Below are 19,973 nucleotides of genomic sequence, written 5' to 3' on the forward strand. Positions count from 1 at the left end.
GCATGTGCACATACCGCACGGAATCTCCTGTTTCGCAGACCGCTCGACGTCATACCGACCACCTCTCCGAGGAGCCCCCACGTGACCGCTGACGCCGCGTCCCGCGCAGCCGAGATCCTGTCCCGTCCCGTCTCCATCAACGGCCTGAGCGTTCCGAACCGGATCGCCATGGCCCCGATGACCCGGATGTTCTCGCCGGGCGGCGTACCGGGAGAGGACGTGGTCGGCTACTACTCCCGCCGTGCCGCCGCGGGCGTCGGCCTGATCGTCACCGAGGGCACCTACGTCGGCCACGAGTCGGCCGGACAGAGCGACGCGGTGCCGCGCTTCCACGGCGAGGACCAGCTCGCCGGATGGACGAAGGTCGCCGACGCCGTGCACGCGGCGGGCGGCACGATCGTCCCGCAGCTCTGGCACATCGGCATGGTCCGCAAGGCCGGCGAGCCGCCCTTCGTGGACGCCCCGCCCGTCGGCCCCTCCGGCCTCTACAAGGAGGGCGCGCAGGTCACCGGCAAGAGCATGACCCAGCAGGACCTGGACGACGTCATCGAGGCGTTCGCCAAGGCCGCCGCCGACGCCGAGCGCATCGGCTTCGACGGGGTCGAACTGCACGGCGCCCACGGCTACCTGCTCGACCAGTTCCACTGGGCGGGCACCAACCGCCGCGAGGACGCGTACGGCGGCGACCCGGTGGCCCGTACGAAGTTCTCGGCGGAGATCGTCGCCGCGGTGCGCGCGGCCGTCTCGCCCGAGTTCCCCGTCATCTTCCGCTACTCGCAGTGGAAGCAGCAGGCGTACGACGCCCGCCTCGCGGAGACCCCGGAGGAGCTGGAGGCGATCCTCGCCCCGCTCGCCGCGGCCGGAGTGGACTCCTTCCACGCCTCCACCCGCCGCTACTGGGTGCCCGAGTTCGACGGTTCCGACCTCAACCTCGCCGGCTGGACGAAGAAGCTGACGGGCAAGCCCACCATCACCGTCGGCTCGGTGGGCCTGGACGGCGACTTCATCAAGGCCTTCGTGGGCGAGGGATCGCCGGTCAAGGGCATCGACGACCTCCTCGACCGCATGGAGCGCGACGAGTTCGACCTCGTCGCCATCGGCCGCGCGCTGCTCCAGGACCCGGAGTGGGCGGCGAAGGTCCTGGCCGGCCGCTTCGACGAGCTCGCGCCGTACGACGCGGCGGCGCTGGGCTCGCTGAGCTGACAGCTTCCCGGAAACGGGGGGAACGGGGGAGGGACGGCGCCCGCTGTACGCGGGTGCCGTCCCTTTTTTCAGAGGTGCGCGACGAAGGCACCCCAGGCTCGGGCGCCGAAGGCGATCACCGGGCCGGGGTTCTTGGAGTCCCGTACGGGGACGAGGTGTTCGCCGAAGGTGACTTCCAGGCAGTCGCCGCCGCTTGCTCCGCTGTAGCTGGACTTGTGCCAAGTGGCCTTGTTCAGGGCGTACTCAGGGCTGTCGCTCATGCGCGTAATCCTCTGCCACCGAGTGGACCAGAGCCAGTGATTCGTGCGGTGAGAGTGCGCTGGCCGCAAGGAGGTGGAAGGTCAGGTCGTGGTGGGCGACCGTGGCCGGGTCGTCCTCCAGTCGGCCTGTCCCCAGACCCTGCAGGTAGGCGAGAGGCGCAGCGCCGTCGAAGGTCATCAGCTTGAGGGAGCCCTCCATGGCCATGTGGGCTCCTGCTGAGAAGGGCAGCACTTGCACGATGATCCTGCGCTGTTCGGCCAGGGTAGCAATGTGGCGTAAGGCCTCGGCCATGACCGGCCACGCCCCGACCCGTCGGCGCAGTACAGCTTCGTCAAGGATCGCCCACAACAACGGCGTTGTTGGATCGTCGAGCAGGCGTGCACGGTCCAGCCGGGCAGCGACCAACTCATCGATGGCCTGCGCTGTTGCCGTCGGGCGACCTCGTCGGAACATCGCCTGGGCATACCCCCGCGTCTGCAGCAGGCCGGGGACGAGCGCCGGCGCATACTCCCTGATCGCCGTCGCCATGGCCTCCGCCTCCGCGGCTTCCACGAAGTGATCCGGGTACTTCGACCTCGCCAGCGCCCTGCAATTGCGCTCGAAGAAGCCCCTGGTTCCCAGGATCTCGTCTATCCGGACGGCGTATTCGAGCTGGAGGCGGCGGGTGCCCGACTCCAGTTGGCCGATGAAGGAACCGCTGACGAAGAGCGGTTCGCCCAGTTCGGACTGGCTGAGGCCGGCGTTCTCGCGGGCGTGCCGCAACTCCGCGCCGATCATGGCGCGCGGGGAGGAGGAGGGGTCGAGGTCCTTGGGGTGGGGCATGGCGACTTCCCGTCCAACAGGTGGGGTTGTTGGAGCGCCGACTCTGGCCAGGTTACGGGCATGCCGGTCACGCTGGGTGGTGAAAGGGAACACTCAGCGTGGAGGGATCGGTGGGTATGGAGATGACGTCCGGCGAGGAGTACGCGATCGACGTGCGGGACGGACGGCTCGGCCAGGTGATGGGGCGCGAGGGCGGTCTCGTACAACTGCGGCCGCCAGGCGGGGGGATCGAGTGGGACTGTCCGCCCGAGGCTCTCGGGGAGGCTCCGCCGGGCGAGGTGCTGCGGGCCCGGGTGCGGCGGCTCAACGCGGAGGGGCGGCTGCCCTGACCCGGGGAGGGGGCCCGCTTTCGGGCCCCGGCCTGCCTAGAGATTCCCCATGGGCTCGATGTCGACCTTGACCGGGGTGCCCCAGATACGCAGCACCTCGTAGTCGGTGAACTCGTGGACGAGGCGATAGGCCATGCCGGGGCGGGGGGCCCGGCGTTCGGCGGCGAGGAAGCGCTCGGCCTCCTGGCGGTCGCGGCGGGGGGTGCCGCACAGGAGCCACGTCTGGCCGTTCCAGACCTCCGGGAGCCAGCGCTGCTGGGGCTGGGGGCGGTCGCCGCGCACCCCGTAGCGGGACATCGTGCGGTCGGGCAGCTCGTCCGGGGCGGGCGCCCGGCCGTGCGTGTACGCGTCGTTGACCTCGGTGCGGCGGGCGGTGCGGCGGCGGGTCTCGCACAGCAGACAGCGGTCCGGGGCGCTCTCGTCCACCGGGCCGTTCGGGTGCTCGGAGCAGCGGGTGGTCGGCTTGGCCGTCGTCACCGTCTCGTCGAGCAGGTCCAGGGCCCGCTTCAGGTCCGCCTTGACCTCGTGCAGCTTGGCGTCGGGGGTGTCGGCGTTCAGGGCGTCGCCGTGCTCCCCGAGCAGCCGCAGAGCACGGCCCAGGGCGGTCAGCTGTGCGTGGTTCATGCCCCCAGCGTCGCACGCGCCACCGACAGCGCGGCTACACGGCGGCCTGTTCCGCCCGCCGGGCCGGTGACCGGCCGTCGCGGCCGCTGTCGAGCCCCCCGTCGGGACCGGTGCCGCGGATGCCGCCGAGGCCGAGGAAGTACGTGGCCGCGAAGCCGACGGCGTACCCCGTCAGCAGGCCGCCCGCGTAGATCGCCGCGGTGACGGCGAGGCCCCGGTTGCCGGACAGCAGCGGGAACAGGGCCAGCCCGGAGGGGCCGATGGCGGTCGAGCCGACATGATCGCCCAGCATCGAGAAGAAGCCGATGAACGCGCCGCCCGCCGCCCCGCCCGCGCAGGCCGTGACGAAGGGCCGGCCGAGCGGCAGGGACACCCCGTAGATCAAGGGTTCGCCGACGCCGAGGAGACCGGCCGGGAGCGCCGATCTGATGGTCGTGCGGAGCGAGGTGTCGTGGCGCAGCCGGACATACACCGCGAGGGCCGCGCCGACCTGGCCCGCGCCGGCCATGGCGAGCACGGGCAGCAGGACGGTGTAGCCCTGCTGCTCGATGAGCGTGGTGTGGATGGGGATGAGGGCCTGGTGCAGGCCGAGCATCACCAGGGGGAGGAACAGGGCGCCGAGGACGAGCCCGGCGAAGGCGCCGGTGGTGGAGAGCAGCCAGGCGGCGGCGGTGCCGATTGCGGCGGAGAGCTCACCGGCCGCGTACATCAGCGCGTACAGCGTCACCAGTCCGGTCAGCAGCACGGTGAGGGTGGGGGTGATCAGGACGTCCAGGGTGGGCGGGACCCAGCGGCGGCACCACTTCTCCACGTACGTCCCGAGCAGGGCCGCGGCCAGGGCGCCCAGGACGCCGCCCTGGCCGGGGGCGAGCGTCACCCCGAGGACGGTGACCTTGGCGACCCCCGCGTACACGACGATCGCGGCCACCGCGCCGCCGAGGACGGGGGTGCCGCCGAACACCTTGGCCGTGTTGTGGCCCACGAAGACGGCGATCAGCGCCATGAATCCGGAGGCGATGGCGGTCAGCGCGGGGGTGAGGCCCCTCAGCACGCCGAGGTTGATCAGCAGGCCGTTGAGGCCGGCGATCACCCCGCAGCCGATCAGGGCCGGGATCAGCGGCACGAAGACGTCCGCGATCCGCCGCAGGAACAGCTTGAGCGGGGTGGCGTTGCGCCGGGAGCGGGCGGCCTTCAGTTCGGCGCCGCGCAGCGCGAGCCGGTCCGCGGTGGTCGTGGGTCCGCCGGCGGCCGGTTCCGTGTCGTGCGGGGCGTCCGCCAGCAGGGCCTCGAACGCGGGCGTCACGCGGGCGACCGTGCCGGGGCCCAGGACGATCTGGCAGGAGCCGTCGTGCGTGACGAGGCCGAGGACGGCCGGCAGGGCCCGCAGGCCCTGCTCGTCCATCAGGCCGGGGTTCCGCAGACCCAGCCGGAGCCGGGTCATGCAGTGGGTGACGGTGAGGACGTTCGCGGGACCGCCCACGAGGGGGAGGATCGCCGCTGCTGTGGTGGAGTCGGGGATGCTCACCCCCCGAGCGTGCTGGTCAGCCGGCCGAAGCCGCCAGCGCGGCGCGCAGATGGCCCCCCGACTGCTCCAGAAGGCGGGCGGCGGTGGGACCGTCGACTCCGCCGAGGATCGTCAGGATGGCGTTCTTCACCTCGCCGTCCGTCGCGGCGAGCGCGTGCTCGATCTCCTCGTCGGAGGCCCCGGTGGCGAGCTCGACGATGCGCCGGGAGCGGGCCCGCAGCTTCTCGTTTGAGGCCCGGACGTCGACCATCAGGTTCCCGTACGTCTTGCCGAGCCGGATCATCGTGATCGTCGAGAGCATGTTCAGGACGAGCTTCTGTGCGGTGCCGGACTTCAGCCGGGTCGAGCCCGTGAGCAGTTCGGGGCCGACCACGACCTCGATGCCGTGATCCGCGGCGGAGGCGAGCGCGCTGTCCGCGTTGCACGACAGGCCGATCGTGAGGGCACCCTGTTTGCGGGCGTGCTCGACCGCGCCCACGGCGTACGGGGTGCGGCCCGAGGCGGAGACCCCGACCACGGTGTCGTCGGCCGTCAGCGCGAGTGCGTCCAGGTCGGCCACCGCGAGTTCCGGCGAGTCCTCGGCGCCCTCGATCGAGGTGACCACGGCCTCGGGGCCGCCCGCGATCAGGCCGACGACCCGGGAGGGATCGGTGTTGAACGTGGGCGGGCACTCGGAGGCGTCCAGGATGCCGAGGCGGCCCGCGGTGCCGGCGCCCGCGTAGATGAGGCGGCCGCCGCGGGCCATGCGTTCCGCGATGCCGTCGATCGCGGCGGCGATGCGCGTGAGCTGCGCGGCGACGGCCGCGGGCACCGTCGTGTCCTCGCCGTTCATGATCCGCGCGATCTCCAGCGTGGACAGCCGGTCGATCTCCGACAGTTCGGGGCGGAACGCCTCGGTGGTCAGCGTCTCCAACTCTGCTCGAAGATCGCCGTGGTTGGACATGGAGGTCATGGAGAGGCGGCTCTTTCCGATGAGGTCGTGCGGAGCGGCTACCGGCCGCCGCGCGGGGAGTGGCGGTGCGCGAGGGCCTCGTACGAGGCGGACAGCGCGGGTGCCGCCGTGTCGTAGGTGCGCTGGGCGACCCCGACGAACAGACAGTCCACCACCAGGAGCTGGCTGGTCCGCGACGACATGGCCGCCGGACGCAGCTCGCTCTCACGGGCGGCCGAGGTGGTCAGGACGTGGTCGGCGTACTGCGCGACCGGTCCGCCCGGACGGCCGGTGACCGCCACCGTCGTCGCCCCGTGCTCGAAGGCGACGCGGAGCGGTTCGATGACGTCGCCGGTGGAGCCGGAGTGCGTGACGGCTATCGCCACGTCCTTCGCGCGCAGTTGGACGGCGCTGGTCACCGCGAGGTGCGGGTCGATGTGCGCGAAGGCCATGACCCCGATCCGCATGAGTTTCTGCTGGAGGTCCTGGGCGACCAGCCCGGAGGCGCCGACGCCGTAGACGTCGACGCGGCGGGCGGCGGCGATGGCGGCGACGGCCGCGCCGAGCTGGACGGTGTCGAGCGCGGCGGCGGTGTCGGCGAGGGTCTGCTGCTCGTCGTAGGCGAGCTTGGCGACGACGTCGGCGATCGGGTCGTCGACCGCTATGTCCGCGGTGACGGCGGGGGCCCGGCCCGACTGCTGCTGGGCGGCGAGCCCGGCGAGCGCGAGGCGCAGGTCCCGGTATCCGGGGTAGCCGAGGAGGCGGGCCGTGCGCACGACCGTGGCCTCGCTGGTGCCGGTCAGCTCGGCGAGTCCGGTGACCGTGAGGGCCGCGCATCCGGCCGGGTCACCGGCGACGGCCTCGGCGACCCGCTGCATGCTGCGTGTCATCGAGGGGGCGAGGGTCCGCACCTTGGCCGCGAGGGCCGCGGGGGCGGGGGGTGCCTCACCCGCGAAAATTTCCTTCACGTCATGGGTCACACCATGAAAGATATTTTCCTTTGGGGTGAACGGTCAAGGGTGCGCACAATAGGGACATGAACCCCTCCGGCACCCCCCTCAGCCCTCTGGAGCAGGCGTTGCACGCGGCACGCGCCCGTGTGCTCGCCGACCTGATAGCGGGCCAGGTGGCCGAGGCGGACGTCGTCTCCCTGGTCGAGGACTCGGTGGTGCAGCGCCGCTGGTGGGTCGAGCAGTGGCCGGACGGCGTCGAGTTCGTCGCCGGGCTCGTCGCCCAGGACGTCCAGGACGCGCTCCTGGAGCGGCACGGACGATGGCCGCTGTGCCCGGTGTGCACCTCCGGCGGCCCGCACGCCCTGGACGTCGAGCCCGAACTGGGCCCCGACCCGCACTGGGTGTGCCACGAGGCCGGCGTGAAGATCTCCCCGGTCGGCTCGCTCGGCTCGGCGACCGGCACGAACCCGCCCTCGTGACCGTCTACATCGATCCGCCCATCTGGCCGGGACACGGCCGTGTCTGGTCCCACCTGATCAGCGACGTCTCCTACGACGAACTCCACGCGTTCGCCGAGGAACTGGGCGCGCCCCCGCGGGCCTTCGAGCGCGACCACTACGACATCCCCTCGCACCGCTACGCCGACGCGGTCGCCGCCGGAGCGGTGCAGGTCAGCAGCCGTGAGGTCGTACGGCTGCTGCACGGCGCTGGGCTGCGCCGCCGCAAGCGCGCGCGGTGAACCGGGCGGGGCCGTTCAGGCCTCGCGGGAGTACAGCCTCAAGGACGTCTCCCAGTCGTGCAGTTCGTGGGCGGCCCGCTCCACCTCCTCGCTCGCCCGGGTGAAACCGGCGCGGGCGATGACCCGTTGCGAGGGGGCGTTGTCCTGCTCGATGGCGGCGAACAGGAGCTTGACGTCGTCGCGGGCGAGGGTCGTCTCCGCCAGGGCGCGCAGGGCCTCGGTGGCGTAGCCCCGGCCGCGGGCGTTCTCCGCGAGGTCGTAGCCCACCTCGGCGCGCCCCTCGTCGTCGGGCACTCCGTGGAAGCCGATCGCGCCGACCGCGCGTCCGTCCTCGCGCCGTACGAGCACGAACATCCCCCACTCCGGCCGGTGCACCCCCTTCTCGTAGGAGCTCGCGACCATCCCCGCGGCATCCCGGGTGCCGTGGAACGGGCCGCCCTCGATCCATTCGAAGCCGCCCGTGCCGCCCTCGCGCAGCTCGGCGGCGGCGGCCGGGGTGACTCCCTGGAGGGTGAGCCGCTCGGTGCCGATCACCAGGTTGTTGTTCCAGCGCCACTCGGTGACCGGTTCGCGGGCGGGCAGGTCGCCGCGCCCGGTGGCCCACAGGAGGGTGTCCCACGGGGCGCCGGGCTCGGGCCGCACGTGCGGGAAGATCCGGGTGAGGACCCAGGCGCACAGCTCGGCCGGCGGCTCGTACGGCAGGCCGAGCCCCTCGGCGATGTCGTACGTGTGCAGCAGGACCTCGGCGATCCCCATCGCGGCGAAGCCTTCGCGGTTCGCGCTGCGGAACGGGTACGGGTGGAAGGCGCGGACCTCGCGCGGGGTCGTGCGGACGGCGGCGGCGAGCAGGGCGCCGGTCGTCTCGATCACGTCGACGACGCCCGCGTTGTCCGCGCCGTCCTCCATCGTGATCTCGAACGGTACGTAGGCCGTGGTGGCCCGGCCGGCCAACTGTCCGGCGTACGCGATGAGATCACTGGCGATGTGCTCGGCGGTCCGCCGGCAGTCCCACTCCAGGCGTCCCGCCCGTACCCCGTCCCAGTCGTGTCCGGCCGCCGCCCGCAGCAGCGTGGCGCAGCTCGCGACGGCTTCCTCGATCCGGTCCCCACCCGTGTCAGTCATGCGGCCGAGGATAGGTCGGATCGCCCGGCCGGACCTACGGGATTACCCGCCGGACCGGGGTACCGCCTGAGGGGGCTGGATTTTCGCGGCCGGAGGGACTGCGGCCCTCCCGCCGGAGGGGCTGGGTCATTCGGTCGTCAGTGTTGTCAGTTCGGTCTCCATGTTCCGGCGGGCCGGGGTGGTCCAGGTGCGCTGGCCGTAGGTGGTTCTGAACAGCGCGGGCAGAGCCAGGAGTTGGCGGAGAACCGCCGCACGGCCCACGCGGAAGGCGTCGTCGGGCACGAACGCGTACTCCTCGCGGACGGCGGCCGTGTAGGCGGCGTACGTGTCCGGGGGCGAGGCCAGGATCGCGAGGTCCGCGTCGCACAGGACGGCGCCGTCGGTGTCGTCGTCGGCGGGGTCGTGCGAGACGGTGAGGCGGACGAGCCGGGGACCTCGGCCGTGCGCTCCGGGGCGACACCCAGTTCGTCCAGCGCGCGTTCCGCGAGCCGGGCGGAGCGCTCCTCGTTCTCCGAGCGGTCCGGGAGGTACACGGCGTCGTGGAACCAGGCCGCCAGGCGCACGGCGGCCGGATCGCCGGCGCGCTCCCCGTGGGCCTCCAGCAGGTCGATGTGGTCGAGGACCGCGAGGAGATGGCCGGTGGTGTGGTACCGGCGCCGGGGTTCGGCCCAGCGGCCCAGCAGGTTCTCCGCGTAGGGCCCCGGCGCGGGGCCGGACCCGTCACCGCCCCGTGCGGCCAGGACGGTGTCCGCCCAGCGCTTAGTCAGGTCCTCGTGGGCCGGGTGGCGGTTGCTCTCTGCTGCCATGCGTCCATTGTCCCCGCCGGACTCCCCGCTGCCGTACTCCCCGTCGTGGTGCCGTCCGTGGTGCTCCCGGCCGCCGGGCCCGTGCGCGAGCGGAAGGTGCGGCGGTAGGCGTCCGGAGGCACGCCCACCGTGCGGTTGAAGTGCCGGCGCAGTGTCGTGGCGGTTCCCATGCCGGTGGCCGCCGCGACGGCGTCGATGCCCGCGTCGGTGGTCTCCAGCAACTCCTGGGCGTGGCGGATCCGTTGGGTCAGCAGCCACTGGAGCGGGGTGGTGCCGGTCACCGACCTGAAGTGGCGGCCGAGCGTGCGTGAGCTCATCCGCGCCCGGCGGGCCAGGTCCTCCACGGTCAGCGGACGGTCCAGCCGCTCGATGACCCAGGGGAACAGCTCGGCGAGCGGGTGGTGGTCGGGGGCGGGCACCGGGGTGCTGACGAACTGGGCCTGGCCGCCGTCCCGGTGCGGGGGCACGACCAGGTTGCGGGCGACGGTATTGGCGACGGAGGACCCGTGGTCGAGGCGGACGAGGTGCAGGCACAGGTCCATGGCGGCGGCCTTGCCCGCGGAGGTCAGCACGCCGCCGTCGTCCACGTAGAGGACGTCCGGGTCCACCCGTACCCGGGGATGGCGGTCGGCCAGCGCGCGGGTGTGCGCCCAGTGCGTGGTCGCCCGTCTGTCGTCCAGCAGTCCGGCGGCGGCCAGGACGAACGCGCCGGTGCACAGGGACGCCACCCGCGCACCCGCCTCGTGGGCCGCGCGCACCGCGTCGACGAGGTCGGCCGGCGGCTCCCGGTCCACGTCCGCCCAGCCCGGGACGATCACCGTGTCGGCTTCGGGAAGCCGGTCGAAGCCGTGGTCGGGCTCCAGCCGGAACGGGCCGACGCGCACCGCCCTCGGCCCGCAGACCGCGAGGTCGTACCAGGGGACCCGGACGGCGTCCGGCGCGGAGCCGAAGACCTCGCAGGCCAGACCCAGTTCGAAGTGCAGCATCCCGTCGGTGACGGCCAGCGCGACAGAGGTCATGTCCGGAATTGTATGGGGCGTGTCGTTCCGGACACTCGTGCCGGGCGTCCGCCCTCGCCAGGATGTCCTTACGGATCACGGCAGTTCACTTCGAGTACGGGGGAGGACCCATGAAGTCGGGTCAAGCGGTGACGGTGTTCGGCGCGTACGGGCACACCGGCCGGTTCGTGGTGGCCGAACTGCTGGAGCGCGGGTTCGTCCCGGTCCTCTCCGGGCGGGACGCCGAGAAGCTGAAGGACCTGGCCACCACGTGGCCGGGCCTGGACGTCCGCCCGGCCACGGTCGGGGACCCGGCGTCCCTCGACCACGCGCTGACCGGTGCCGTCGCGGTGGTCAACTGCGCCGGACCCTTCGCCACGACGGCCGCCCCCGTGATCGAGGCGGCCCTGCGCGCCGGGATCCCGTACGTGGACGTGGCGGCCGAGATCGAGGCCAACCTGGACACGTTCACGCACTTCGCCGAGCGGGCCGAGGCGGCGGGAGCGGTGATCGTCCCGGCGATGGCGTTCTACGGCGGCCTCGGCGACCTGCTCGTCACCGCCGCGATGGGCGGGTGGACGGCCGCCGACGAGGCCCACGTCGCGTACGGGCTGAGCGGCTGGCACCCCACTCCCGGGACGCGTGCCGCGGGCGCGGTCTCCCGGGAGCGGCGCGGCGGCCGGCGCGTCCGCCACACGAAGGGGCGGCTGGAGTACGTCCACGACACCCCGCCCACCCTGGAGTGGCCGTTCCCCGAACCGACGGGTCCGCGCGCCGTCATCGGGGAGTTCTCGATGGCCGACGTGGTCACCGTGCCCAGCCACCTCGCCGTCCCCGAGGTGCGCACCTACATGACCGTCGAGGCGGCCGGGGAACTGGCGGCCCCGGACACCCCGGCCCCGCGCGCGGCCGACGAGCGCGGACGGTCGGAACAGACCTTCGTCGTCGACGTCGTGGTGCGCTCTGGTGAGGCCGAACGCCGGGCCGTGGCGCGGGGCCGGGACATCTACGCCGTCACCGCGCCGCTCGTGGTGGAGGCCCTCGACCGCATCCTCACCGGACGCACCCGGACGACCGGCGTGGCCTCCGCCGGCGCGATGTTCGACGCCCCGGACTTCCTCCGCGCACTGTCCCCGCACATCTCCGTCGAACTGCGCGGGTAGCGGGCGGACGCGCGCCGAGCCCCCGCGGACGCCGGAATTTCCGGACGGCGCCCCCTAGCGTGGAGTCATGATTCCTCAAGACGCACACGATGTACGGGACCCGGAACTGCCCGGTCTGCTCCTGCGCACCGAGCGCGACGCGCTGATCCCGCTGCTGCGGGCCCGCCCGGAGGACGACTTCTCCCGTCCGACGCCCGGGTGCCCGGCGTGGACGGTGCGGGACGTGCTGGCGCACTGCTCGGCCGTGCTCACCCGGGTCGTCGAGCGCCGTTTCGAACCGGGGGTGTTCGAGCCCGAGTCCAACGACCGCGACATCGCCGAGCGCGCCGACTGGCCGACGGAGCGGGTGATCGACGAGCTGGAACGCGGGATGACCGAGGCGGGCCCGGCGATCGCCCGGACCAGGGGCGCCCTCGACGCGGTCGCGCTCGGCGAGTGGATCCACGCCGGAGACGTGCGCGAGGCGTTCGGTGAACCCGGCGCCTACGAGGGCGAGGGACTACCGCACGCCCTCGCCCTCCTGGTGCGCCACAGCCGGGAGAGCGGCCGGGTGCCGCTGCACGCCGACGTCGACCAGCTCGACGACCCGCTGCTCCTGGGCGGCGTCCCCGGCGACCGCCCCCCGGCCCGGTACATCGGCGGCGCCGCGACCCTCGTACGGCTCTGCTCGGGCCGGCCGGTCCCCAAGACGACGGTCTACGAGCTGGTGGGGGCGCGGGAGGAGGAGCTCAACCTGTTCGGGTGACCCGGCCGGAGGCCGACTGGGCCCCGGCTATTTGAGATACACGAGCCCGTCGGCCGTGACCGTGGGACGGCCGCCGGTCCCGACGACCACGAGCTTCACCGTGTGCCTGGCGGCGGCGGTCCAGGTCGTCGCCCAGACGGCGTCGCGGTACTTCGTGGTCGTCGACCTCAGGTCCAGGGTGGTGGTCTTCCTGCCGTCCACGTACACGTACACCTGGCCCGAGGTCGCGGCGCGCGAGACCACCAGGGCCGCCGAGCGCCCGGTGAACGTCCAGGTCAGTGACGCGTTCTTCGCGGAGCTGCCGTACGACCCGCCGCCCAGGTAGCCGCTCGACGACTTGGACGTCCAGGAGCCGGACTTCGTGGCCGCGCTCTCCTGGAGGATCACGGGGGTGCCGCTCACCGAGGCCGAGCGGGCGTTGCCGGCCTTGTCGTACGCGGTCATCCTCCAGGTCGTGGCGGCACCGGACCTGGCGGTGAGGCTCGCGCTCGTGACCGTCGGACCGTACGTCCTGGCGATCGGGGAGGTCTGTCGGACCTCCTTGAGCCCCTTCGTGTCGGTGGCCTTCCACTTCAGGGTGACCGGGACGGCCGTGGTGCTCACCGTTCCGGTGCGCAGGGCGAGATTCGGCTTGGTGGAGAAGACGGGCGGGGTGGTGTCGGCGGGGGTGGTGGCCTTCGCCGTGGGGGAGGCCGTCGGCGCGGGGGTGGTGGCCTTCGTGGTCGGCGAGGCGGTCGCGGCGGGTGTCGTGGCCTTGGTGGTCGGCGTGGCCGTCGCGGCGGGGGTGGTGGCCTTGGCGGTGGGTGAGGTCGTCGCGGCGGGAGGGGTCGCGGTCGTCGTGGGCGGGGCGGTCGTGACGGGGGCCGTGAGGGTCGGGGTGGGCGACGCGGACTCGGCGGCGACGGCGACGACGGTGACGTCCTCGGTGACCGCCGTCCTGCCGGACTGGTGGACGCCCCGCACGGCGACCTTGTGGGTCCCCGGGGCCAGGCTCACCTCGGCGGAGGAGACGGTCCCCGCGGCGGTGGCCGCGGCCTCCCCGTCGACCAGGACGTCGTACCGGCCGACCAGCGCGGCCGGGGTGGTGGCCGACCACTTCACGGTGACGGGGGTGCCGGCGAGGACGGTGCCGCCGGGCGCGCCGGCGCCGGTGACCGAGTCCAGGGTGAGTCCCTCGACCGTCCCGCCCGCCCAGGCGCGGACCGTGGGCAGCAGGGCGTAGTAGGCGTCCCCCGGGCACACGGTGTTGTAGCCGTCGCGATGCCCGTGGATGACGGGGAAGGCCATCCGGGTCCCCGCCGTCCACGTCTGGCGGAAGTAGTTGGGACCGCTCGCGCCCGCGGTGAGGGTGGCGGTGCCCGTCGGGTCGACGCCGTACTGGCCGAGCTTCCACGCGGCGAGCCGGGCGACCGAGGTCATCGCCTCCCTGGAGGGCGCCACGTCGCTGTAGTCACCGATGATCGCGATGCCCGTGGTCTCGGAGTTGAAGCCGTAGGCGTGCGCGCCCATCACCGGCCGGTCGACGCCGCCCTTGCGGCCCTCGTAGATCGTGCCGCACTTGTCGACGAGGAAGTTGTAGCCGATGTCCTTCCAGGTCAACTGCTGCACGTCGTAGGCGTAGACGGCCCGGATGACGGCCGGGGCCTCGGCGCAGGTGTAGTCGTTGGAGGTGGCGGTGTGGTGCAGCACCACCGCCTTGATCCTCCCGCCCGGCAGATAGCCGGGGTCCTCCGGGCTGATGGACTCGTCGGCGCCCCAGCCCGCGCGCGAGGTGATCGGCGGGCGGGGCACGGTGGACTCGGGGGCCGGGGGAACGGTCGGGGTCGCGCTCGGCGAGGCCGGCTCCGGCGCCGATCCGGTCGGCGAAGGGCTCGCGCTCTCGGTGGACGGCCGCGTCTGCGACTCCGTGGGTACGGCGGAGGCCGTCGGGTCGGACGAGGGCCCGGAGGGCTCGGAGGTCAAGGACGGGGACGGGTCGGAGGACGAGGTCTGCGCGGGCTCGTCCGTCGCGGCCGGGTCGGCCGGGTCCGTCGGGTCGGCCGCCTCCGTCGGTCCGGCCGGGTCCGTCGTGCCGGTCGGTTCGGCCGGATCGGCCGGGTCCATGACGAACCCGGCGGGTTCCAGCCGGGAGGCCGCGTCGCCGCCCGGGTCGATCATGTCGAGTCTCAGGTCCGCGGGCAGCCGCCGCGACGGCGCGCCGGACATCCGCACCTGCACCCCGTCGGACGGGCCCACCCACGCCGGAGCGGTCCCGCCGCGGGACGCGCCCTCCTCGCCCTCGCCGCTGTCACCGTCCAGCCGAAGCCACTCGGACCACGCGTGGCGCGCGGTGTCCCGGGTCCGGACCTCGATCGCGCCAGCCACCCGTGCCGACGGCTCGGCCCAGGTGATGCCCAGCATGCTGAAGGGAGCGGTGCCCCGGCGGTCCAGCCGGGCGGAGGTGCCGCCGTCGGCCACCGTCAGCGCGGCGGTCGTCGTACGCGTCCGGATCGGCCTGGACACGCCGTCGCCCCCGCCGGTCCCGGCGCCGGTCCCCTGGACCAGCAGGGTTCCGCAGATCGCCGCGACCGTCACCACGGCCGCCGCACCCCACCCACGTCGTCGCACTGCCCCACCCCTCCACGCCGTCATCACATGATCTTCACATGCGAGGAGGTCATATGAAAGATCAACTACAGCGCCGGACGCGATCTTCTCGCGCCCCCGTCCCCGCCCGCGTACTCTTGGATTGGACTAGACCTATAGCGGCCCAAGGGAAGAGGTCCGATGACTGAGCGGAAGAGCGCGGTCCTGGAGGTGATCGCCCTCGGCGTGGAGGACGCGGTCGCCGCTCAGGCCGGCGGAGCGGACCGGCTGGAGCTGGTCACGGACATGGCGGCCGACGGGCTGACCCCGTCGGTGGAGACCTTCGCCGGGATCCGTGTTTCCGTCGACATCGCGCTGCGCGTGATGCTGCGCCTGTCCGACGGCTTCTCGGCGGGCGGCCCCGCGGGCGTCGACGCTCTCGTCCGGGCCGCGGGCGAACTGCGGGCCGCGGGCGCCGACGAGTTCGTGCTCGGCTTCCTCGACGAGCACGGCGGTCCCGACCTGGCCGCCGTCGAGCGGATCGTCGCCGAACTGGACGGCTGCCGCTGGACGTTCCACCGCGCGATCGACCGCGCCGCCGACCGGGACGCCCTGCGCAAGCAGCTCGCGGACCTGCCCGGCCTGGACGCCTATCTGACCGCCGGGTCCCCGGCGGGTGTCGACGACGGGCTCTCCGTCCTGGCCGCCGAGGCCGCCCGCCGCGGTGAGCCGGGGTACGAGCCGCGGATCATGGTCGGCGGCGGACTGCGCCTGGACCATCTGCCGGAGCTGCGCGCGGCGGGCCTCGACGCCTTCCACATCGGCGGCGCCGCACGTCCGGACGGATGGGCGGGGCCGGTCTCCGCGGAGTCGGTACGGCAGTGGCGGACCGCCGTCGACGCGTAGGCGGCCGCTTCTCCGGCCGGAGAGGTCACGGATCCATCTCCGCCTCGTAGTTGTTGTGTTGTGAGAGTCACGCGTCGATCACCGCGCGGCTTTTTGCGTGCATATTTGATCTGCCCCGATCGGCCGGGGCATGACAATCACACGTATGTGCGTGCCGGCGAACGCGGTGCGGCAGCACAGCAGCATCAGGGGGACAGGGCTTCATGCCATCCATACGCAGCCGCACGCTCGCGGGGGCGGCCGCCGTGATCGCGGCCGTCATGATCACCACCACGGCCTGTGACGGCAAGAAGGACGACGAGGGGGCCGCCGCGCGGCCCTCGTCGTCCGCCCAGGCCGACAAGGGCGTCGACACCGGCCAGGACGACGGCTCCGCCTCGCTCGGCGGCTACAAGCTGCCCGACGGCATTCCCACCGAACTCGGCGGCGCCGCCCTGGACAAGTGGAAGAACGGCGGGTGGCAGGACTACAGCGACTGGGCCTCCAAGGCGGAGGACTTCGCCAACCCCTACATCAAGGACTTCTGGTCGCCGGAGAAGATGGCCCGGGCCAAGGCCAGCATCCCCCTCGTCCGGGCGGGCAGCACCAGTTCGGGCTCGGGCAGCGGCGCCACCTCCTACCTGCCCGACGGCAAGGTCACGAAGCAGACCGCCGCCAAGGTCAGGGGCACCTATCACCACTACGCCCCGCCCGTCGGCAAGATGTTCTTCTCCTCGCCCCAGGGCAACATGGTCTGCTCGGCCGCCGTCGTCACCGACCCGGCGCACCCCGGCAAGTCCAACCTGGTGTGGACCGCGGGCCACTGCGTGCACGCGGGCAAGGGCGGCGGCTGGTACCGCAACATCGCCTTCGTCCCCTCGTACAACAACAGCGCGAGCCTGAGCAGCCGTCAGATAACCGACCCGCGCGCCACGTCGGTCTCCCCGTACGGCGTCTGGTGGGCCGACTGGGCCACCACCTCCTCCCAGTGGATGCAGGGCGGCGGCCACACGGGCAACGCGGCCTCCGGCTACGACTACGCCGTGCTCCACGTCAAGCCGGAGAGCGGCGGCAAGTCCCTTCAGGAGCGGCTCGGTTCGGCCCTGCCGGTGTGGTTCGGCGCCCCGGCCGCCAACAAGGTCAAGTCGATGAAGGTCCGCGGCTACCCGGCCGAGTCGCCCTACGACGGCTCGAAGATGTACGACTGCCACGGCGCCACCAAGCGGTTCGTGCTCGCGAGCAACGTCCCCGCCCAGTACATGATCGGCTGCACCATGAACGGCGGCGCGTCCGGCGGCCCCTGGTTCCTGAGCCACGACGGCCGGACCTACCTGGTCTCCAACAACTCCCTGAGCGACCGCAAGACGTTCATCACCGGGCCACGCCTCGGCGAGAACGCCAAGCAGGTCTACCTGGCGACCAGCCGGAAGTTCAAGTAGCCCCACACGTAGGGCGGTTCGCGGCCCCCGGCATCCGTGCCGGGGGCCGTCGGCGTCCGCGCCGGGGCCGCCGGGCGGTCAGCCGAGTTCGGCCGGGAGCGGCGCCGCGTGGGTCACGATCAGCCCCGAGACCGCCCGGGTGAGCGCCACGTACAGGCGGCGCAGCCCGGTGCGTTCGTCCGGCTCGCCGTCGACGACGGCACCCGGCTCGTCCAGCACCACGTAGTCGTACTCCAGGCCCTTGGCGAGGGAGGCCGGCACCAGCGTCAGCCGGGTCTCGGCCGTCGTCTCCTCGCCCGGACCGATGTACGTCCGCCCGGCCGCCGTCAGCGCCTCGGCGAGCACCGGGACCCGGGCGTCGGCGGCGATCAGTCCGACCGACCCCTCCCGGTCCAGCAGCTCCTCCACCGCGGCCAGGACGTCGGCGTCCGCCGTCCGCGCGCGCACCTCGAAGAAGCCCGGGTTCTCCCGCACCGAGGCGACCGGCGTGAGACCGGGCGCGATGTGCGGCAGCAGCCGGGACGCGTAGGTGATGACGTCCGTGGGGACACGGAAACCCGCGGTCAGCTCCTCGACGACCGCGTCGCCCTTGCCCAGATGTCCGAGGGCCTCCTCCCAGCTCCGGGTCGCCCACGGGGTCGTCCCCTGCGCCAGGTCCCCGAGCACGGTCGCCGACCCCGTCGTGCAGCGCCGGCCCACGGCGCGGTACTGCATCGGGGAGAGGTCCTGCGCCTCGTCCAGCACCACGTGCCCGAGGGAGTGCGTGCGCTGGACCAGATCGGTGGCCTCGTCGATCAGCACGGCGTCGGCGGGCGACCACTTCGCGCTCTTCACGCTGCGCACCGGCTTCGCCCAGAGGATCTCCTTCTGCTCGGCCTCGTCCAGCAGCCCCTCCGCGTGCGCGGCCAGGAACTCCGCGTCGCTCAGCAGCCGCAGCACCAGCTTCGCGGGGTCGACCTGCGGCCAGATCGCCTTCACGGCGGCCTTCACGGCGGGGTTGCGGGCGACGGCGTCCTGCACCCGGTCGTCCGGCGCCTCACCGGAGCGCTCCATCTGGACCAGCACGGCGTGCGCGATCCGCTGCGGAAGGGCCTGGTGGGCGGCGCCGTAGCGGATGTCCCGGTCGAGCAGCTCCCGGACGATCTCCTCCAGCTCGGACGCGGGAACGCGCCAGCGCCGCGACCCCCTGACCACCACCACGGGCTCGGTCGGGACGGTCACGTGCGAGCGCACGGCCCGCCGCAGCACCTCGGCCATCCGGGCGTCGCCCTTGATCACGGCCGCCGGGGCGTCGTCGCTCCCGCGCACCTCGACGTGCGCGACGAGGTCGTCGACGGTCGCCTGCTTGACCTCCAGCTCACCGAGCGCGGGGAGGACCTGCTCGATGTAGTGCAGGAAGGACTTGTTCGGCCCGATCACCAGGGTGCCGGTGCGGGCGAGGCGGTCCCGGTGCGCGTACAGCAGATAGGCGACCCGGTGCAGGCCGACGGCGGTCTTCCCGGTGCCGGGACCTCCCTGCACACAGACCGAACCGGACAGCCCGGACCGTACGATCTCGTCCTGCTCGGGCTGGATGGTCGCCACGATGTCGCGCATCGGGCCGACGCGCGGGCGCTCGATCTCCTGCTGGAGCAGCTTGCTGGTCGCCGCGGCCTCGGCCGGGTCGGAGAGGTGCTCGTCCTCGTACGCCGTGAGCTCGCCGCCGGTGTAGCCGAACCGCCGGCGCAGCCCGACGTCCATCGGGTCCTTCTTCGAGGCCCGGTAGAACGGCTGCGAGACCGGCGCGCGCCAGTCGATCACCATCGGGTCGCCGTCGGCGTCGTGGACATGCCGTCGCCCGATGTAGAACCGCTCGCCCTCGGCGCCCTCCGCCAGGTCGGAGCCCGGGGCGTGCAGATAGTCGAGCCGGCCGAAGAAGAGCGGGGTGTGGCTCAGATCGGCGAGGGCCTTGATGCGCTCGGCGATCTGGCGGTGCAGGACCTCGGCGTTTACCCAGTTCGCGGTGACGTCGCGGATGTCGAGGTTCTCCGCGTCCTCGCGCATCGCGCGGAGCGCCGAACGGGACCGGGTGAGGTGGGAGCGTTCGCGGGAGAGGGGATCGTCGGACTCGGAAGGGGCGCCGGACGGACCGTCGGACAGGGTGGACACGGGGAATTGCCTCCGGGAAACCTGCTGTGGGGGTGCTGCGGAAGTGCCGTGGTGCTTCTGGCGGTGCTGCGCGAGTGATGCAGATCGTGAATCGCCACGGATTCCGTCGGGATTCCGCAGGGAATCCCTGCGGAATCCGCGGTGATTCCGGGTGCCGTCCGGTTTCCGGCCGGGCGGCGGCACTCCGTCGAGGGAGGCGGGCAAGAGCGAAGATTCTAGGCGAAGGATGGATGCCGGGGCCAATGGTTTTTTCCGGCGCCCGCGCACCGCGTTCCTCCGGCGCCCCCGGACGTCTCAGGGTCGGGCCCGGGAATCCCTAGGGGGCGGGGTCCGTCGTGAGGTGTACGGCGGAGTGGCCGAGCCGTACCTGAGGGGTGGGCGAGGTTAGGCCCATGGACCGACGCCGTTCGGGTCGGGGTGGCCGCACCATGGAGATATGAGCGCAGCCACTTTCACCCCAGGTCCTGCCCATCCCGGGCCGGTCGCGCGTGGCGCGACGGCCGTCACCTCCATCCAGCACCGCCATCGCCTCGGCGACGCCCTGAAGGCCGTCAAGGTGTTCGGGCGCGCGGCCATCGGAGTCGTCCTGCTCGGCGAGTACGGCGAAGAAGCGGGCGTACGACGCCGCTGAGGTTTCTCCCCGGGCCCACCAGAACTCCGGTCCGGGCCCCTGACAGCGGGCCCGGCCCCGTCGTTCCACCGCCTCGGGGCTCCG

General features: G+C 72.8%; 19 protein-coding genes and 1 pseudogene. 9 read left to right on the forward strand and 11 right to left on the reverse strand.

Annotated elements, in window-relative coordinates:
- The first annotated feature begins 81 nt into the window (after window positions 1-81).
- Window positions 82-1,203: an NADH:flavin oxidoreductase gene (locus ACFRIC_RS31125; protein ID WP_382792634.1), complete on the forward strand. Its 1,122-nt coding sequence runs from the start codon at window positions 82-84 to the stop codon at window positions 1,201-1,203.
- A 68-nt stretch (window positions 1,204-1,271) separates the two neighbouring features.
- On the opposite strand, the gene ACFRIC_RS31130 is transcribed toward ACFRIC_RS31125, so the two are convergent.
- A complete protein-coding gene (locus tag ACFRIC_RS31130; RefSeq protein ID WP_382792636.1) occupies window positions 1,272-1,463 on the reverse strand; it encodes a DUF397 domain-containing protein in 192 nt (63 codons plus the stop codon).
- Window positions 1,447-2,286 (reverse strand): helix-turn-helix domain-containing protein, encoded by an 840-nt coding sequence (locus ACFRIC_RS31135; RefSeq protein WP_382792638.1) that lies wholly within the window; start codon window positions 2,284-2,286, stop codon window positions 1,447-1,449. Before ACFRIC_RS31135 ends, ACFRIC_RS31130 begins: the two co-directional genes overlap by 17 nt.
- A 122-nt stretch (window positions 2,287-2,408) precedes the next feature.
- On the opposite strand from ACFRIC_RS31135, the gene ACFRIC_RS31140 reads away from it, so the two are divergent.
- On the forward strand, window positions 2,409-2,615 hold the full coding sequence (locus tag ACFRIC_RS31140; RefSeq protein WP_355766823.1) for a hypothetical protein: 207 nt from the start codon (window positions 2,409-2,411) through the stop codon (window positions 2,613-2,615).
- Between the two features lie 36 nt (window positions 2,616-2,651).
- Here the strand turns inward: ACFRIC_RS31140 and ACFRIC_RS31145 are convergent, their stop codons facing one another.
- The 4 genes from ACFRIC_RS31145 to ACFRIC_RS31160 are packed head-to-tail and all read right to left on the reverse strand — an operon-like array spanning window position 2,652 to window position 6,675.
- Complete coding sequence (locus ACFRIC_RS31145) at window positions 2,652-3,239, reverse strand: hypothetical protein (protein WP_355766795.1); 588 nt, start codon at window positions 3,237-3,239, stop codon at window positions 2,652-2,654.
- Between the two features lie 34 nt (window positions 3,240-3,273).
- Complete coding sequence (locus tag ACFRIC_RS31150) at window positions 3,274-4,764, reverse strand: PTS transporter subunit EIIC (protein ID WP_382792640.1); 1,491 nt, start codon at window positions 4,762-4,764, stop codon at window positions 3,274-3,276.
- A gap of 16 nt (window positions 4,765-4,780) precedes the next feature.
- Window positions 4,781-5,716, reverse strand: coding sequence for an N-acetylmuramic acid 6-phosphate etherase (gene murQ / locus ACFRIC_RS31155; RefSeq protein ID WP_382792643.1), 936 nt, complete (start codon window positions 5,714-5,716; stop codon window positions 4,781-4,783).
- Between the two features lie 38 nt (window positions 5,717-5,754).
- The gene (locus ACFRIC_RS31160; protein WP_382792646.1) at window positions 5,755-6,675 is read right to left on the reverse strand and encodes a MurR/RpiR family transcriptional regulator; all 921 of its coding nucleotides are present in this window, start codon (window positions 6,673-6,675) and stop codon (window positions 5,755-5,757) included.
- Between the two features lie 56 nt (window positions 6,676-6,731).
- Here ACFRIC_RS31160 and ACFRIC_RS31165 point away from each other — a divergent pair, with 56 nt between their 5' ends.
- Window positions 6,732-7,127, forward strand: coding sequence for a hypothetical protein (locus ACFRIC_RS31165; RefSeq protein WP_382792648.1), 396 nt, complete (start codon window positions 6,732-6,734; stop codon window positions 7,125-7,127).
- A complete protein-coding gene (locus ACFRIC_RS31170) occupies window positions 7,124-7,387 on the forward strand; it encodes a DUF4031 domain-containing protein (protein WP_382792651.1) in 264 nt (87 codons plus the stop codon). Before ACFRIC_RS31165 ends, ACFRIC_RS31170 begins: the two co-directional genes overlap by 4 nt.
- Window positions 7,388-7,402: 15 nt before the next feature.
- Here ACFRIC_RS31170 and ACFRIC_RS31175 read toward each other — a convergent pair whose 3' ends face one another.
- From ACFRIC_RS31175 to ACFRIC_RS31185, 3 genes and pseudogenes are all read right to left on the reverse strand, one after another.
- The gene (locus ACFRIC_RS31175; protein WP_382792654.1) at window positions 7,403-8,509 is read right to left on the reverse strand and encodes a GNAT family N-acetyltransferase; all 1,107 of its coding nucleotides are present in this window, start codon (window positions 8,507-8,509) and stop codon (window positions 7,403-7,405) included.
- Between the two features lie 126 nt (window positions 8,510-8,635).
- Window positions 8,636-9,315 (reverse strand): annotated as a pseudogene (locus ACFRIC_RS31180) (hypothetical protein).
- Window positions 9,273-10,334, reverse strand: a complete 1,062-nt coding sequence (locus ACFRIC_RS31185) for a helix-turn-helix domain-containing protein (RefSeq protein WP_382792657.1) — start codon at window positions 10,332-10,334, stop codon at window positions 9,273-9,275. Before ACFRIC_RS31185 ends, ACFRIC_RS31180 begins: the two are co-directional and overlap by 43 nt.
- 110 nt (window positions 10,335-10,444) lie before the next feature.
- On the opposite strand from ACFRIC_RS31185, the gene ACFRIC_RS31190 reads away from it, so the two are divergent.
- Complete coding sequence (locus tag ACFRIC_RS31190; protein ID WP_382792660.1) at window positions 10,445-11,476, forward strand: saccharopine dehydrogenase family protein; 1,032 nt, start codon at window positions 10,445-10,447, stop codon at window positions 11,474-11,476.
- 67 nt (window positions 11,477-11,543) lie between these two features.
- Entirely contained in the window at window positions 11,544-12,221 is a 678-nt protein-coding gene (locus ACFRIC_RS31195) for a maleylpyruvate isomerase family mycothiol-dependent enzyme (RefSeq protein WP_382792662.1), read from the forward strand.
- Between the two features lie 27 nt (window positions 12,222-12,248).
- Here ACFRIC_RS31195 and ACFRIC_RS31200 read toward each other — a convergent pair whose 3' ends face one another.
- The gene (locus tag ACFRIC_RS31200) at window positions 12,249-14,828 is read right to left on the reverse strand and encodes an N-acetylmuramoyl-L-alanine amidase (protein WP_382792665.1); all 2,580 of its coding nucleotides are present in this window, start codon (window positions 14,826-14,828) and stop codon (window positions 12,249-12,251) included.
- A 159-nt stretch (window positions 14,829-14,987) separates the two neighbouring features.
- On the opposite strand from ACFRIC_RS31200, the gene ACFRIC_RS31205 reads away from it, so the two are divergent.
- Both ACFRIC_RS31205 and ACFRIC_RS31210 read left to right on the forward strand, forming a co-directional pair.
- On the forward strand, window positions 14,988-15,692 hold the full coding sequence (locus ACFRIC_RS31205) for a copper homeostasis protein CutC (RefSeq protein ID WP_382792669.1): 705 nt from the start codon (window positions 14,988-14,990) through the stop codon (window positions 15,690-15,692).
- Window positions 15,693-15,895: 203 nt separating this feature from the next.
- Window positions 15,896-17,110, forward strand: coding sequence for a trypsin-like serine peptidase (locus tag ACFRIC_RS31210; RefSeq protein WP_382792671.1), 1,215 nt, complete (start codon window positions 15,896-15,898; stop codon window positions 17,108-17,110).
- 78 nt (window positions 17,111-17,188) lie between these two features.
- Here ACFRIC_RS31210 and ACFRIC_RS31215 read toward each other — a convergent pair whose 3' ends face one another.
- Window positions 17,189-19,153 (reverse strand): HelD family protein, encoded by a 1,965-nt coding sequence (locus ACFRIC_RS31215; protein WP_382792887.1) that lies wholly within the window; start codon window positions 19,151-19,153, stop codon window positions 17,189-17,191.
- Between the two features lie 541 nt (window positions 19,154-19,694).
- Between ACFRIC_RS31215 and ACFRIC_RS31220 the strand changes: the two genes are divergently transcribed.
- The gene (locus tag ACFRIC_RS31220; RefSeq protein ID WP_382792674.1) at window positions 19,695-19,889 is read left to right on the forward strand and encodes a hypothetical protein; all 195 of its coding nucleotides are present in this window, start codon (window positions 19,695-19,697) and stop codon (window positions 19,887-19,889) included.
- Window positions 19,890-19,973: the final 84 nt, after the last annotated feature.

It is taken from the genome of Streptomyces sp. NPDC056738 (assembly GCF_042790435.1).
Lineage (GTDB): Bacteria > Actinomycetota > Actinomycetes > Streptomycetales > Streptomycetaceae > Streptomyces.